At 50.2% G+C, this 13,627-nt stretch carries 11 protein-coding genes and 4 tRNA genes; 14 read left to right on the plus strand and 1 reads right to left on the minus strand.

Features of this window, described 5'->3' with window-relative positions; all coding sequences use genetic code 11:
• Window positions 1-467: 467 nt before the first annotated feature.
• A complete protein-coding gene (gene murB, locus ACIPDS_RS21270) occupies window positions 468-1,496 on the plus strand; it encodes a UDP-N-acetylmuramate dehydrogenase (protein WP_166517341.1) in 1,029 nt (342 codons plus the stop codon).
• Window positions 1,493-2,455 (plus strand): bifunctional biotin--[acetyl-CoA-carboxylase] ligase/biotin operon repressor BirA, encoded by a 963-nt coding sequence (birA, locus tag ACIPDS_RS21275; protein WP_400740181.1) that lies wholly within the window; start codon window positions 1,493-1,495, stop codon window positions 2,453-2,455. Before murB ends, birA begins: the two co-directional genes overlap by 4 nt.
• Window positions 2,456-2,491: 36 nt before the next feature.
• On the opposite strand, the gene coaA is transcribed toward birA, so the two are convergent.
• Window positions 2,492-3,442, minus strand: a complete 951-nt coding sequence (coaA, locus tag ACIPDS_RS21280; protein WP_166517343.1) for a type I pantothenate kinase — start codon at window positions 3,440-3,442, stop codon at window positions 2,492-2,494.
• A 411-nt stretch (window positions 3,443-3,853) separates the two neighbouring features.
• On the opposite strand from coaA, the gene ACIPDS_RS21285 reads away from it, so the two are divergent.
• The 12 genes from ACIPDS_RS21285 (at window position 3,854) to rpoB (ending at window position 13,607) form a co-directional block, all read left to right on the plus strand.
• Window positions 3,854-3,929 (plus strand) — tRNA-Thr (locus ACIPDS_RS21285).
• 3 nt (window positions 3,930-3,932) lie between these two features.
• Window positions 3,933-4,017: transfer RNA gene (locus tag ACIPDS_RS21290), tRNA-Tyr, on the plus strand.
• 118 nt (window positions 4,018-4,135) lie between these two features.
• A tRNA-Gly gene (locus tag ACIPDS_RS21295) sits at window positions 4,136-4,210 on the plus strand.
• Between the two features lie 5 nt (window positions 4,211-4,215).
• Window positions 4,216-4,291, plus strand: a tRNA-Thr gene (locus tag ACIPDS_RS21300).
• A gap of 116 nt (window positions 4,292-4,407) precedes the next feature.
• Window positions 4,408-5,592, plus strand: a complete 1,185-nt coding sequence (gene tuf / locus ACIPDS_RS21305) for an elongation factor Tu (RefSeq protein ID WP_400740185.1) — start codon at window positions 4,408-4,410, stop codon at window positions 5,590-5,592.
• A gap of 222 nt (window positions 5,593-5,814) precedes the next feature.
• Complete coding sequence (secE, locus tag ACIPDS_RS21310; RefSeq protein WP_166517301.1) at window positions 5,815-6,198, plus strand: preprotein translocase subunit SecE; 384 nt, start codon at window positions 5,815-5,817, stop codon at window positions 6,196-6,198.
• 1 nt (window position 6,199) lies between these two features.
• The gene (nusG, locus tag ACIPDS_RS21315; RefSeq protein ID WP_052285355.1) at window positions 6,200-6,745 is read left to right on the plus strand and encodes a transcription termination/antitermination protein NusG; all 546 of its coding nucleotides are present in this window, start codon (window positions 6,200-6,202) and stop codon (window positions 6,743-6,745) included.
• 159 nt (window positions 6,746-6,904) lie between these two features.
• Entirely contained in the window at window positions 6,905-7,333 is a 429-nt protein-coding gene (rplK, locus tag ACIPDS_RS21320) for a 50S ribosomal protein L11 (RefSeq protein ID WP_012133815.1), read from the plus strand.
• Between the two features lie 3 nt (window positions 7,334-7,336).
• Window positions 7,337-8,041: a 50S ribosomal protein L1 gene (rplA, locus tag ACIPDS_RS21325; protein WP_400740191.1), complete on the plus strand. Its 705-nt coding sequence runs from the start codon at window positions 7,337-7,339 to the stop codon at window positions 8,039-8,041.
• Between the two features lie 289 nt (window positions 8,042-8,330).
• Window positions 8,331-8,828: a 50S ribosomal protein L10 gene (gene rplJ, locus ACIPDS_RS21330; protein ID WP_166181225.1), complete on the plus strand. Its 498-nt coding sequence runs from the start codon at window positions 8,331-8,333 to the stop codon at window positions 8,826-8,828.
• A 66-nt stretch (window positions 8,829-8,894) separates the two neighbouring features.
• Entirely contained in the window at window positions 8,895-9,260 is a 366-nt protein-coding gene (gene rplL / locus ACIPDS_RS21335; protein WP_052285352.1) for a 50S ribosomal protein L7/L12, read from the plus strand.
• A gap of 318 nt (window positions 9,261-9,578) precedes the next feature.
• A complete protein-coding gene (gene rpoB, locus ACIPDS_RS21340; protein ID WP_400740196.1) occupies window positions 9,579-13,607 on the plus strand; it encodes a DNA-directed RNA polymerase subunit beta in 4,029 nt (1,342 codons plus the stop codon).
• Window positions 13,608-13,627 lie beyond the last annotated feature (20 nt).

Raw genomic sequence — 13,627 nt, forward strand, 5'->3', positions numbered from 1 at the left:
AGTGTGGGGTCTCCCCATGCGAGAGTAGGGAACTGCCAGGCATCAAACAAGTGAAGAAGCCCATCCTGCCGGATGGGCTTTTTTGCGTCTGTGCGAAATGCAGAACCGGTGAAACTCCCGGGGTCACTGCGTTCGCCCGGGCTACAATATGGTGCGGAAGGTAGCCCGGACGAGGCGTTCACGCCGACTCCGGGGGAGCTGGCATGCGTGCGGAATGCGGAACCGTTGAAATTCCCGGGGTCACTGCGTTCGCCCGGGCTACAATATGGTGCGGAAGGTAGCCCGGACGAGGCGTTCACGCCGACTCCGGGGAAGCTTCGAACCCAATGCATCTGCAATATTTCACCTATCTATGCTGAAAATCCCGGCAATTATAATGACTCCGCGGCCGTCCTCTTCACATAACCACAAGCCTTCCCCTTGCAGATACGGTAAACTGTCGTCGATTTAGCCTCAGGAAAGCAGCCATGACCCACTCCTTAAAACCCTTTAATACCTTCGGCATTGACCACTGTGCTAAGCACATCGTATGCGCTGAAAATGAACAACAACTATTAAGTGCCTGGCAGCACGCTACTCGTGAAGGATTACCGGTTTTAATTCTCGGCGAAGGGAGCAATGTTCTGTTTCTGGAAGACTATTCCGGCACTGTTATTCTTAATCGTCTTAAAGGCATTAAGGTCAGTGAGACTGCGGAGGCATGGCATTTACACGTTAGCGCTGGGGAAAACTGGCATCAATTGGTACGTTTCGCTCTCGAAAACGACATGCCAGGCCTGGAAAATCTTGCGCTGATCCCCGGCTGCGCCGGTTCATCGCCGATCCAAAATATCGGTGCATATGGTGTCGAACTACAGCATGTTTGCGAATATGTCGATTGCATTGAACTGTCTACGGGTGAGCAGCAACGCCTGTCGGCTAAGGAGTGTCAGTTTGGCTATCGTGACAGTATCTTCAAACATGCCTACCAGGATCGCTATGTGATTGTTGCCGTCGGCTTAAGATTGCAAAAAGCCTGGCAGCCGGTGCTTACCTACGGCGATCTCACGCGATTAGACCCAACTACGGTCACTCCACGTGAGGTCTTTGATTCCGTATGCCATATGCGCATGACCAAGCTGCCCGATCCAAAAGTCAACGGCAACGCCGGTAGCTTCTTTAAGAATCCCGTTGTTAGCGCTGAATACGCCCAAACCTTGTTAGCAAATTTCCCCAAAGCGCCGCACTACCCGCAGAAAGATGGCAGCGTCAAGCTAGCCGCGGGTTGGCTCATCGATCAATGCGATCTGAAAGGCCATATTGAAGGGGGAGCTGCGGTACACCAACACCAGGCGCTGGTTTTGATAAACATTGAAAATGCGCAAAGTCAGGATGTTGTCAAATTAGCCCACCATGTACGCCAACAAGTGGGCCAGAAATTCAACGTTTGGCTGGAGCCGGAAGTTCGATTTATTGGTCATAAAGGCGAAGTCAGCGCGGTTGAGGTAATAAAATGAAAGATAATACGGTTCCATTAACCCTCATATCCCTGCTTGCTGATGGTGAGTTCCACTCCGGCGAGCAATTGGGCGAGCTGCTGGGGATGAGTCGAGCGGCAATTAATAAACATATTCAAACCTTACGCGACTGGGGTATCGATGTTTTTACCGTGCCTGGAAAAGGTTACAGCCTGCCTGAACCTATCCAATTACTGGATGCCGAACGGATTCGTAGTAATGTGAAGAATGGCAGCGTTGCCGTCCTTCCCGTTATTGATTCAACCAACCAGTATCTTCTGGATCGTATTACTGAACTGAAATCGGGTGATGCCTGCGTTGCTGAATACCAGCAGGCGGGGCGTGGCCGACGTGGGCGTAAATGGTTTTCCCCCTTTGGGGCGAATCTGTATTTATCCATGTTCTGGCGTTTAGAGCAGGGCCCCGCCGCAGCAATTGGTCTCAGCCTCGTCATTGGTATTGTTATGGCTGAAGTATTGCAAGAACTGGGGGCTGACCAGGTTCGAGTCAAATGGCCAAATGATCTTTATCTCAATGACCGTAAGCTGTCGGGAATTCTGGTTGAACTCACCGGCAGAACCGGAGATGCGGCACAAATTGTGATAGGAGCCGGTATCAACCTCGTTATGCGTCGGGTTGAGAATGACGTTATCAATCAGGGCTGGATTAACCTGCAGGAGGCTGGAATTGTTATCGATCGCAATATTCTGGCTGCTCGCCTGATAAATGAACTCCACGATGCTTTACGTGTGTTCGAACAAGAAGGGCTTGCTCCTTATTTGCATCGCTGGGAAAAACTCGATAACTTTATTAACCGTCCGGTTAAACTGATTATTGGCGATAAAGAGATCTTTGGTATTTCTCGCGGCATTGATGCTCAGGGCGCATTATTACTTGAGCAGGATGGAATAATTAAACCATGGATAGGTGGAGAGATTTCACTTCGCAGCGCAGAATAAAAAAAAGGGAGCTCAGGCTCCCTTTTTTAAACGCAATTACTTACGCAAACGTACCTGCTCAACCGAGTGGTTGGCGCTTTTCGTCATGATGAGGCTTGCTCGCTCACGAGTGGGTAAAATATTTTCGTTTAAATTCCGTAGGTTAATCTCATTCCACAAGGAGGTAGCGACATTAATCGCTTCCTCTTCCGAAAGCTGTGCATAATTATGGAAATAAGAATCCGGGTCGGTAAAAGCACCTTCACGGAATTTTAAGAATCTATTGATATACCATGATTTTAACTGATCGACCGGTGCATCCACATATATAGAGAAATCAACAAAGTCGGATACAAATACATGATGCGGATCGTGTGGATAATCCATTCCACTTTGCAAAACATTTAACCCTTCAAGAATTAAAATATCTGGATGGGTAACCGTTTTATCCCCATCGGGGATGACATCATAAATCAGATGAGAATAAACCGGCGCAGTAACATCTGGCACGCCTGACTTCAGGTCCGAAACGAACTTAACCAACCGGTGCATATCATAAGACTGCGGAAAGCCTTTTTTCTTCATCAAGCCACGTTCTTTAAGCACTTCGTTAGGGTGCAAGAAGCCATCGGTGGTGATGAGCTCAACGCGGCGATGTTCAGGCCAGCGGCTCAGCAGTGCCTGCAGTACACGCGCCGTCGTGCTTTTACCAACCGCGACGCTGCCAGCAATGCTGATGATATACGGGATACGCTGGCCGTTGGTGCCGAGAAATTGTTCCAGTACCGCCTGGCGACGCAGGTTAGAACTTATATAGAAGTTTAACAGGCGTGATAAAGGCAAATAGATCTCTGCCACTTCTTCTAGTGACAAATCCTCGTTGATACCTTTCAGACGCGTAATTTCCCCTTCAGTCAGGGTCATTGGCACTGAATCACGCAGCGCCGCCCACTGGCTACGATTGAACTGTAGATAAGGTGTCATTAACGCTTGCTCTTGTTTTTTCATAAGCATGTTCTGGCTACCGCGCTGATTTCACGCGAGGCTTCACATTCAGTTAATCAGGACAATGGGCAGGAGGTTAACACCAGATGGAAGAGAAAAAGAAGAAAAAATCCAAATGAGTGGCGCTTTCGTGAGAAAACACCGCTCTTTAGCGTAGCGCTAAACAAGAGGGGCTTAATGTGACTGCTATAAAGAAACAAAACGCAGTCAAAAGTTCATTCTCTATTAACTTCTACTGATATGAGCCTGATGAAAGGCGGGGAGCGATACGCCGATAGCGCTATTTTTGGTCATAAAACGGGCGTCTTGCTTGGTTTTTACGCGCGAATGCACAAAACATGAGCGATAGAACATTTTATGCAATTTTTTAGTTGCATGTCGGCACAGGTCTACATAGAATGCGCGCTACTTGATGCCGACTTAGCTCAGTAGGTAGAGCAACTGACTTGTAATCAGTAGGTCACCAGTTCGATTCCGGTAGTCGGCACCATCAGGTGGGGTTCCCGAGCGGCCAAAGGGAGCAGACTGTAAATCTGCCGTCACAGACTTCGAAGGTTCGAATCCTTCCCCCACCACCACTTTCAGGCTTAGCATTGCGAAGCCAGAGTTGGTTGGTAAGATAACTAGCTCAAACAGAAAAAAGAGAGAAATCTCTTTTTTTTGCACAGAAAGAACTGGGTAGCCGAGTTTCAGGATGCGGGCATCGTATAATGGCTATTACCTCAGCCTTCCAAGCTGATGATGCGGGTTCGATTCCCGCTGCCCGCTCCAGACGTGCTGATATGGCTCAGTTGGTAGAGCGCACCCTTGGTAAGGGTGAGGTCCCCAGTTCGACTCTGGGTATCAGCACCACTTCACTTCTCCTTCCCGTTTCTCTCTGTTTAAATTAATGCATTCAACAGTTCAGGCTTCTCGTCTGGTTGATGTGGTGATATCACCGATTTATCCGTGTATTAGAGGGACTATCGATGTCTAAAGAAAAATTTGAACGTACCAAACCGCACGTCAACGTCGGTACTATCGGCCACGTTGACCATGGTAAAACTACCCTGACTGCAGCAATCACTACCGTACTGGCTAAAACCTACGGCGGTGCTGCTCGTGCTTTCGACCAGATCGATAACGCACCAGAAGAAAAAGCTCGTGGTATCACCATCAACACTTCTCACGTTGAATACGACACCCCGACTCGCCACTACGCACACGTAGACTGCCCAGGCCACGCCGACTATGTTAAAAACATGATCACCGGTGCTGCGCAGATGGACGGCGCGATCCTGGTTGTTGCTGCAACTGATGGCCCTATGCCACAGACTCGTGAGCACATCCTGCTGGGTCGTCAGGTAGGCGTTCCTTACATCATCGTGTTCCTGAACAAATGCGACATGGTTGATGACGAAGAGCTGCTGGAACTGGTAGAAATGGAAGTTCGTGAACTTCTGTCTCAGTACGATTTCCCAGGCGACGACACTCCTATCGTTCGTGGTTCCGCGCTGAAAGCGCTGGAAGGCGACGCAGAGTGGGAAGCAAAAATCATCGAACTGGCTGGCTTCCTGGATTCTTACATTCCAGAACCAGAGCGTGCGATTGACAAGCCGTTCCTGCTGCCTATCGAAGACGTATTCTCCATCTCCGGTCGTGGTACCGTTGTTACCGGTCGTGTTGAGCGCGGTATCATCAAAGTTGGTGAAGAAGTTGAAATCGTTGGTATCAAAGAGACTGCTAAGTCTACCTGTACCGGCGTTGAAATGTTCCGTAAGCTGCTGGACGAAGGTCGTGCAGGCGAGAACTGCGGCGTTCTGCTGCGTGGTATTAAGCGTGAAGAAATCCAGCGTGGCCAGGTTCTGGCTAAGCCGGGTTCTATCAAGCCACACACCAAGTTCGAATCTGAAGTGTACATCCTGTCCAAAGACGAAGGCGGCCGTCATACTCCGTTCTTCAAAGGCTACCGTCCACAGTTCTACTTCCGTACTACTGACGTGACTGGCACCATCGAACTGCCAGAAGGCGTTGAGATGGTAATGCCGGGCGACAACATCAAAATGGTTGTTACCCTGATCCACCCAATCGCGATGGATGACGGTCTGCGTTTCGCAATCCGTGAAGGCGGCCGTACCGTTGGCGCAGGTGTTGTTGCCAAAGTAATGAGCTAATTGCCGATAACATTTGACGCAATGCGCAATAAAAGGGCATCATTTGATGCCCTTTTTATACGCTGTCGAACCAGAACCTGGCTCATCAGTGATTTTTTTTGCCATAATCATTGCTGAGACAGGCTCTGTAGAGGGCGTTTAGTCCGAAACTCAATTTCGGTTTGGATCGCCTCGCACTCGCGGGGTGGAAATGTTTGTAGAATACTTCTGACAGGTTGGTTTATGAGTGCGAATACCGAAGCTCAAGGGAGCGGGCGCGGCCTGGAAGCGATGAAGTGGGTAGTCGTTGCCGTGTTGCTGATCGCAGCAATCGTAGGTAACTACCTTTATCGTGACATGATGCTGCCGCTGCGTGCGCTGGCCGTAGTAATTATTATTGCTGCAGCGGGTGGTGTCGCGCTGTTGACGACGAAAGGCAAAGCGACCGTGGCGTTTGCACGTGAAGCGAGAACCGAAGTTCGTAAGGTGATTTGGCCGACTCGCCAGGAAACACTGCACACAACGCTTATCGTTGCTGCGGTCACTGCGGTAATGTCACTGATCCTGTGGGGACTGGATGGTATTCTGGTTCGCCTGGTATCCTTTATCACTGGCCTGAGGTTCTAAGATGTCTGAAGCACCTAAAAAGCGTTGGTACGTCGTTCAGGCGTTTTCCGGTTTTGAAGGCCGTGTAGCGACTTCGCTGCGCGAGCATATCAAATTACAAAATATGGAAGAGCTGTTTGGCGAAGTTATGGTTCCGACCGAAGAAGTGGTCGAAATTCGTGGCGGCCAGCGTCGTAAAAGCGAACGTAAATTCTTCCCAGGCTACGTCCTTGTTCAGATGGTGATGAACGACGCAAGCTGGCACCTTGTACGCAGCGTTCCTCGCGTGATGGGCTTTATCGGTGGTACTTCTGACCGCCCTGCACCTATCAGCGACAAAGAAGTCGACGCGATCATGAACCGTCTGCAGCAGGTAGGTGATAAGCCGCGTCCGAAAACTATGTTCGAACCGGGTGAAATGGTTCGCGTCAGCGATGGTCCATTTGCTGACTTTAACGGCGTTGTTGAAGAAGTTGATTACGAAAAGTCACGCCTGAAAGTTTCCGTATCTATCTTCGGTCGTGCGACCCCGGTAGAGCTGGACTTTGCTCAGGTAGAAAAAGCGTAAGACTACGATCAAAAAAGCAGCGATCTAATCGTTGCATAGGGCGCGAAATTGGCATACAATTCCGCGCCTTTTGTTTTTATGGGCGTATGCCTGTAAAACGAATTTTTATATCACGGGGAGCCTTTTTAAGGCGCTATTACCCAATTAGAGGATTTTAGAATGGCTAAGAAAGTCCAAGCCTACGTTAAGCTGCAGGTTGCAGCTGGTATGGCGAACCCAAGTCCACCGGTTGGTCCAGCACTGGGTCAGCAGGGCGTGAACATCATGGAATTCTGCAAAGCGTTCAACGCAAAAACTGATTCCATCGAAAAAGGTCTGCCAATTCCGGTTGTTATCACCGTTTACGCTGACCGTTCTTTCACCTTCATTACCAAAACGCCTCCAGCAGCAGTTCTGCTGAAAAAAGCAGCTGGTATTAAGTCTGGTTCCGGTAAGCCGAACAAAGACAAAGTTGGTAAAATTTCCCGCGCTCAGCTGCAGGAAATCGCGCAGACCAAAGCTGCCGACATGACTGGCGCCGACATTGAAGCGATGACTCGCTCAATCGAAGGTACTGCACGTTCCATGGGCCTGGTAGTGGAGGATTAAGAAATGGCTAAACTGACCAAGCGTATGCGCGTGATCCGTGACAAAGTTGATGCTACTAAGCAGTACGACATCAACGAAGCCATTGCTCTGCTGAAAGAGCTGGCCACTGCTAAATTCAACGAAAGCGTTGACGTTGCCGTTAACCTCGGTATCGACGCTCGTAAATCTGACCAGAACGTACGTGGTGCAACTGTACTGCCGCACGGTACTGGCCGTTCCGTTCGCGTTGCCGTATTTACCCAGGGCCCTAACGCTGAAGCAGCTAAAGCTGCTGGCGCTGAGCTGGTAGGTATGGAAGATCTGGCTGAACAGATCAAGAAAGGCGAAATGAACTTCGACGTTGTTATTGCTTCTCCTGATGCAATGCGCGTTGTTGGCCAGCTGGGTCAGGTTCTGGGCCCACGTGGTCTGATGCCAAACCCTAAAGTTGGTACCGTAACGCCTAACGTTGCTGAAGCGGTTAAGAACGCTAAAGCAGGTCAGGTTCGTTATCGTAACGACAAAAACGGCATCATCCACACCACCATCGGTAAAGTGGACTTTGACGCTGACAAACTGAAAGAAAACCTGGAAGCTCTGCTGGTTGCGCTGAAAAAAGCAAAACCAACTCAGGCGAAAGGCGTGTACATCAAGAAAGTTAGCATCTCCACCACCATGGGTGCGGGTGTTGCAGTAGACCAGGCTGGCCTGAGCGCTGCTGCAAACTAATGCCTTTACGTGGGCGGTGATTTTGTCTACAATCTTACCCCCACGTTTGCTAACAATTGTTAGCGGCTAAAAGATTTGTTCGTTGGAGCCTGGCCTATCCAGGCCTCCGTCGAAGACCGCAGGTGTTTCGAAAGAAGCTTAATGCCCTGCGTAGACGGTGACAGAACGCTAAGATTATTTTTAATACTCTGGCTTGTTTCTGCTCACCGTATTTAGACGCTCTTTCCGTTTGGGAGAGTGAAGTGAGTTCCGGGGCATGAGTCCCGGCAAACATCCAGGAGCAAAGCTAATGGCTTTAAATCTTCAAGACAAACAAGCGATTGTTGCTGAAGTCAGCGAAGTAGCCAAAGGCGCGCTGTCTGCAGTAGTTGCGGATTCCCGTGGCGTTACTGTAGACAAAATGACTGAACTGCGTAAAGCAGGTCGTGAAGCTGGCGTATACATGCGTGTTGTTCGTAACACCCTGCTGCGCCGCGTCGTTGAGGGTACTCAGTTCGAGTGCCTGAAAGACACGTTTGTTGGTCCGACCCTGATTGCATATTCTCTGGAACACCCGGGCGCAGCTGCTCGTCTGTTCAAAGATTTCGCGAAAGCGAATGCAAAATTTGAGGTCAAAGCCGCAGCCTTTGAAGGTGAGTTGATCCCGGCATCGCAAATCGATCGCCTGGCTACACTGCCAACCTACGAAGAAGCAATTGCACGCCTGATGGCAACCATGAAAGAAGCTTCGGCTGGCAAACTGGTTCGCACTCTGGCTGCTGTACGCGATGCGAAAGAAGCTGCTTAATCGCAGTTGTCTTTGTAAAGTATTTGCTTACGTATAAACTTATTCTGATTTTCAGGAACAATTTAAATGTCTATCACTAAAGATCAAATCATTGAAGCAGTTGCAGCTATGTCCGTAATGGACGTTGTAGAACTGATTTCTGCAATGGAAGAAAAATTCGGTGTTTCTGCTGCTGCCGCTGTAGCTGTTGCTGCAGGTCCAGCTGAAGCTGCTGAAGAAAAAACTGAATTCGACGTCGTACTGAAAGCTGTTGGCGCGAACAAAGTTGCAGTAATCAAAGCAGTACGTGGCGCAACTGGCCTGGGTCTGAAAGAAGCTAAAGACCTGGTAGAATCTGCTCCAGCTGCACTGAAAGAAGGCGTGAGCAAAGATGACGCTGAAGCACTGAAAAAATCTCTGGAAGAAGCTGGCGCTGAAGTTGAAGTTAAATAAGCCAACTTTTCTAGTTGAAGCCTGAGAAATCAGGCCGATGGCTGGTGACTTTTTAGTCACCAGCCATTTTGCGCTGTAAGGCGCCAGTAGCATTTCACACTGTTTGACTGCTGGCTGTCCTGACAATGCCTGTTTCTATCGACGACTTAATATATTGCGACAGGGTGCTCGCTCTGTGTAAATCGCAATGAAATGGTTTAAGCGTGATAGCAACAGGTATTGCGGAAAGTGTTCCATTTTCCGGTCCACAAAATAGTGTTGCACAAACTGTCTGCCTATGGACAGATGCGTCGACTTGTCAGCGAGCTGAGGAACCCTATGGTTTACTCCTATACCGAGAAAAAACGTATTCGTAAGGATTTTGGTAAACGTCCGCAGGTTCTGGACATACCTTATCTCCTTTCTATCCAGCTTGACTCGTTCCAGAAGTTTATCGAGCAAGATCCTGAAGGTCAGTATGGTCTGGAAGCAGCTTTCCGTTCCGTATTCCCGATTAAGAGCTACAGCGGTTATTCGGAGCTGCAATACGTCAGCTACCGCTTGGGCGAACCGGTCTTCGACGTTCAGGAATGTCAGATCCGTGGCGTGACTTATTCTGCACCGCTGCGCGTAAAACTGCGTCTGGTGATCTACGAGCGCGAAGCGCCGGAAGGCACCGTAAAAGACATTAAAGAACAAGAAGTGTACATGGGCGAAATTCCGCTCATGACCGACAACGGTACCTTTGTTATCAACGGTACTGAGCGTGTTATCGTTTCTCAGCTGCACCGTAGCCCTGGCGTCTTCTTTGACTCCGATAAGGGTAAAACCCACTCTTCGGGTAAAGTGCTGTATAACGCGCGCATCATTCCTTACCGTGGTTCATGGCTGGACTTCGAGTTCGATCCGAAAGACAACCTGTTTGTCCGTATCGACCGTCGTCGAAAACTGCCTGCAACCATCATTCTGCGTGCGCTGCAGTACACCACTGAGCAGATCCTTGACCTGTTCTTTGACAAAGTTGTCTTCGAAATTCGTGACAACAAGCTGCAGATGGAACTTATTCCAGAACGCCTGCGCGGTGAGACTGCTTCCTTCGATATCGAAGCGAACGGCAAAATCTACGTAGAAAAAGCACGTCGTATTACTGCGCGCCACATTCGCCAGCTGGAAAAAGACGATATCAAACATATCGAAGTTCCGGTTGAGTACATCGCGGGTAAAGTTGCGGCTAAAGACTACGTTGACGAATCTACCGGTGAGCTGATTTGTGCAGCGAACATGGAGCTGAGCCTGGATCTGCTGGCTAAGCTGAGCCAGGCTGGTCACAAGCGTATCGAAACGCTGTTCACCAACGATCTGGACCACGGTGCGTACATCTCTGAAACGATTCGCGTCGACCCAACTAACGATCGCCTGAGCGCACTGGTAGAAATCTACCGCATGATGCGCCCTGGTGAGCCGCCGACTCGTGAAGCGGCTGAAAGCCTGTTTGAGAATCTGTTCTTCTCCGAAGACCGCTACGATCTGTCTGCGGTTGGTCGTATGAAGTTCAACCGTTCTCTGCTGCGCGACGAAATCGAAGGTTCCGGTATCCTGAGCAAAGAAGACATCATCGAAGTGATGAAAAAGCTCATTGATATCCGTAACGGTAAAGGCGAAGTCGATGATATCGACCACCTCGGCAACCGTCGTATCCGTTCCGTAGGCGAAATGGCGGAAAACCAATTCCGCGTGGGCCTGGTACGTGTTGAGCGTGCGGTGAAAGAGCGTCTGTCTTTAGGCGATCTGGATACCCTGATGCCTCAGGATATGATCAACGCCAAACCGATTTCTGCTGCGGTTAAAGAGTTCTTTGGTTCCAGCCAGCTTTCCCAGTTTATGGACCAGAACAACCCGTTGTCTGAGATTACGCACAAACGTCGTATCTCTGCCCTCGGCCCGGGCGGTTTGACCCGTGAACGTGCAGGCTTTGAAGTTCGAGACGTACACCCGACTCACTACGGTCGCGTATGTCCAATCGAAACGCCTGAAGGTCCAAACATCGGTCTGATCAACTCCCTGTCCGTGTACGCACAGACTAACGAATACGGTTTCCTTGAGACTCCGTACCGTAAAGTGACTGACGGTGTTGTAACCGACGAAATTCATTACCTGTCTGCTATTGAAGAAGGCAACTACGTTATCGCTCAGGCGAACTCCAACCTGGATGACGAAGGCCACTTTGAAGAAGACCTGGTAACTTGCCGTAGCAAAGGCGAATCCAGCTTGTTCAGCCGCGACCAGGTTGACTACATGGACGTATCCACCCAACAGGTGGTATCCGTCGGTGCGTCCCTGATCCCGTTCCTTGAACACGATGACGCCAACCGTGCATTGATGGGTGCGAACATGCAACGTCAGGCCGTTCCAACTCTGCGTGCTGATAAGCCGCTGGTTGGTACCGGTATGGAACGTGCTGTTGCCGTCGACTCCGGTGTTACTGCAGTAGCCAAGCGTGGCGGTACCGTTCAGTACGTTGACGCATCCCGTATCGTTATCAAAGTTAACGAAGACGAGATGTATCCGGGCGAAGCGGGTATCGACATCTATAACCTGACCAAATACACCCGTTCTAACCAGAACACCTGTATTAACCAGATGCCATGTGTGTCTCTGGGTGAGCCAATCGAGCGCGGCGACGTGCTGGCAGATGGCCCATCTACCGACCTGGGTGAACTGGCGTTAGGTCAGAACATGCGCGTGGCATTCATGCCATGGAACGGTTACAACTTCGAAGACTCCATCCTCGTATCCGAGCGTGTTGTTCAGGAAGACCGTTTCACCACCATCCACATTCAGGAACTGGCATGTGTGTCCCGTGACACCAAGCTGGGGCCAGAAGAGATCACCGCTGACATCCCGAACGTGGGTGAAGCTGCGCTCTCCAAACTGGATGAGTCCGGTATCGTTTACATTGGTGCAGAAGTGACCGGTGGCGACATTCTGGTTGGTAAGGTAACGCCGAAAGGTGAGACCCAGCTGACCCCAGAAGAGAAGCTGCTGCGTGCGATCTTCGGTGAGAAAGCGTCTGACGTTAAAGACTCTTCTCTGCGCGTACCAAACAGCGTTTCTGGTACCGTTATCGACGTTCAGGTCTTTACTCGCGATGGCGTAGAAAAAGACAAACGTGCGCTGGAAATCGAAGAAATGCAGCTGAAGCAGGCCAAAAAAGACCTGTCTGAAGAACTGCAGATCCTCGAAGCTGGCCTGTTCAGCCGTATCTACGCTGTGCTGGTTGCCGGTGGTGTTGAAGCTGAGAAGCTTGACAAACTGCCTCGCGATCGCTGGTTAGAACTCGGTCTGAACGACGAAGAAAAACAGAATCAGCTGGAACAGCTGGCTGAACAGTATGACGAACTGAAGCACGAGTTTGAGAAAAAACTCGAAGCGAAACGCCGCAAAATCACCCAAGGCGACGATCTGGCACCGGGCGTGCTGAAGATTGTTAAGGTATACCTGGCCGTTAAACGCCGTATCCAGCCTGGTGACAAAATGGCAGGTCGTCACGGTAACAAGGGTGTTATCTCCAAGATCAACCCGATCGAAGATATGCCACACGATGCTAACGGTACGCCGGTAGATATCGTACTGAACCCGCTGGGCGTACCATCGCGTATGAACATCGGTCAGATCCTTGAAACCCACCTGGGTATGGCTGCAAAAGGTATCGGCGATAAGATCAACGCCATGCTGAAACAGCAGCAGGAAGTTGCGAAACTGCGCGAATTCATCCAGCGTGCATACGATCTGGGCACCGACGTTCGTCAGAAAGTCGACCTGAGCACCTTCAGCGATGATGAAGTTCTGCGTCTGGCTGAAAACCTGCGTAAGGGTATGCCAATCGCAACGCCAGTCTTTGACGGCGCGAAAGAAGCGGAAATCAAAGAGCTGCTGGAACTGGGTGGACTGCCATCTTCAGGTCAGATTACGCTGTTTGATGGTCGCACCGGCGAGCAGTTTGAGCGTCAGGTAACCGTAGGTTACATGTACATGCTGAAACTGAACCACCTGGTCGATGACAAGATGCACGCGCGTTCTACCGGTTCTTACAGCCTGGTTACTCAGCAGCCGCTGGGTGGTAAGGCTCAGTTCGGTGGTCAGCGCTTCGGGGAGATGGAAGTGTGGGCGCTGGAAGCATATGGCGCAGCATACACCCTTCAGGAAATGCTCACCGTTAAGTCTGATGACGTGAATGGCCGTACTAAGATGTATAAAAACATCGTAGACGGTAACCATCAGATGGAACCAGGCATGCCGGAATCGTTCAACGTATTGTTGAAAGAGATCCGCTCGCTGGGTATCAACATCGAGCTGGAAGACGAGTAACTCTCGCTCAAACAGGTCAC

This window comes from Kluyvera sp. NPDC087067, from assembly GCF_044745165.1.
Taxonomy (GTDB): Bacteria; Pseudomonadota; Gammaproteobacteria; order Enterobacterales; family Enterobacteriaceae; genus Kluyvera.

Excerpts from the sequence above, each read along its gene's own strand:
- coaA (WP_166517343.1), bottom strand. The coding sequence starts at position 3,442 with ATGAAAAAACAAGAGCAAGCGTTAATGACACCTTATCTACAGTTCAAT.
- birA (WP_400740181.1), top strand. The coding sequence starts at position 1,493 with ATGAAAGATAATACGGTTCCATTAACCCTCATATCCCTGCTTGCTGAT.
- murB (WP_166517341.1), top strand. The coding sequence starts at position 468 with ATGACCCACTCCTTAAAACCCTTTAATACCTTCGGCATTGACCACTGT.
- rplA (WP_400740191.1), top strand. The coding sequence starts at position 7,337 with ATGGCTAAACTGACCAAGCGTATGCGCGTGATCCGTGACAAAGTTGAT.
- rplJ (WP_166181225.1), top strand. The coding sequence starts at position 8,331 with ATGGCTTTAAATCTTCAAGACAAACAAGCGATTGTTGCTGAAGTCAGC.
- tuf (WP_400740185.1), top strand. The coding sequence starts at position 4,408 with ATGTCTAAAGAAAAATTTGAACGTACCAAACCGCACGTCAACGTCGGT.
- rplK (WP_012133815.1), top strand. The coding sequence starts at position 6,905 with ATGGCTAAGAAAGTCCAAGCCTACGTTAAGCTGCAGGTTGCAGCTGGT.
- rpoB (WP_400740196.1), top strand. The coding sequence starts at position 9,579 with ATGGTTTACTCCTATACCGAGAAAAAACGTATTCGTAAGGATTTTGGT.
- nusG (WP_052285355.1), top strand. The coding sequence starts at position 6,200 with ATGTCTGAAGCACCTAAAAAGCGTTGGTACGTCGTTCAGGCGTTTTCC.
- secE (WP_166517301.1), top strand. The coding sequence starts at position 5,815 with ATGAGTGCGAATACCGAAGCTCAAGGGAGCGGGCGCGGCCTGGAAGCG.
- rplL (WP_052285352.1), top strand. The coding sequence starts at position 8,895 with ATGTCTATCACTAAAGATCAAATCATTGAAGCAGTTGCAGCTATGTCC.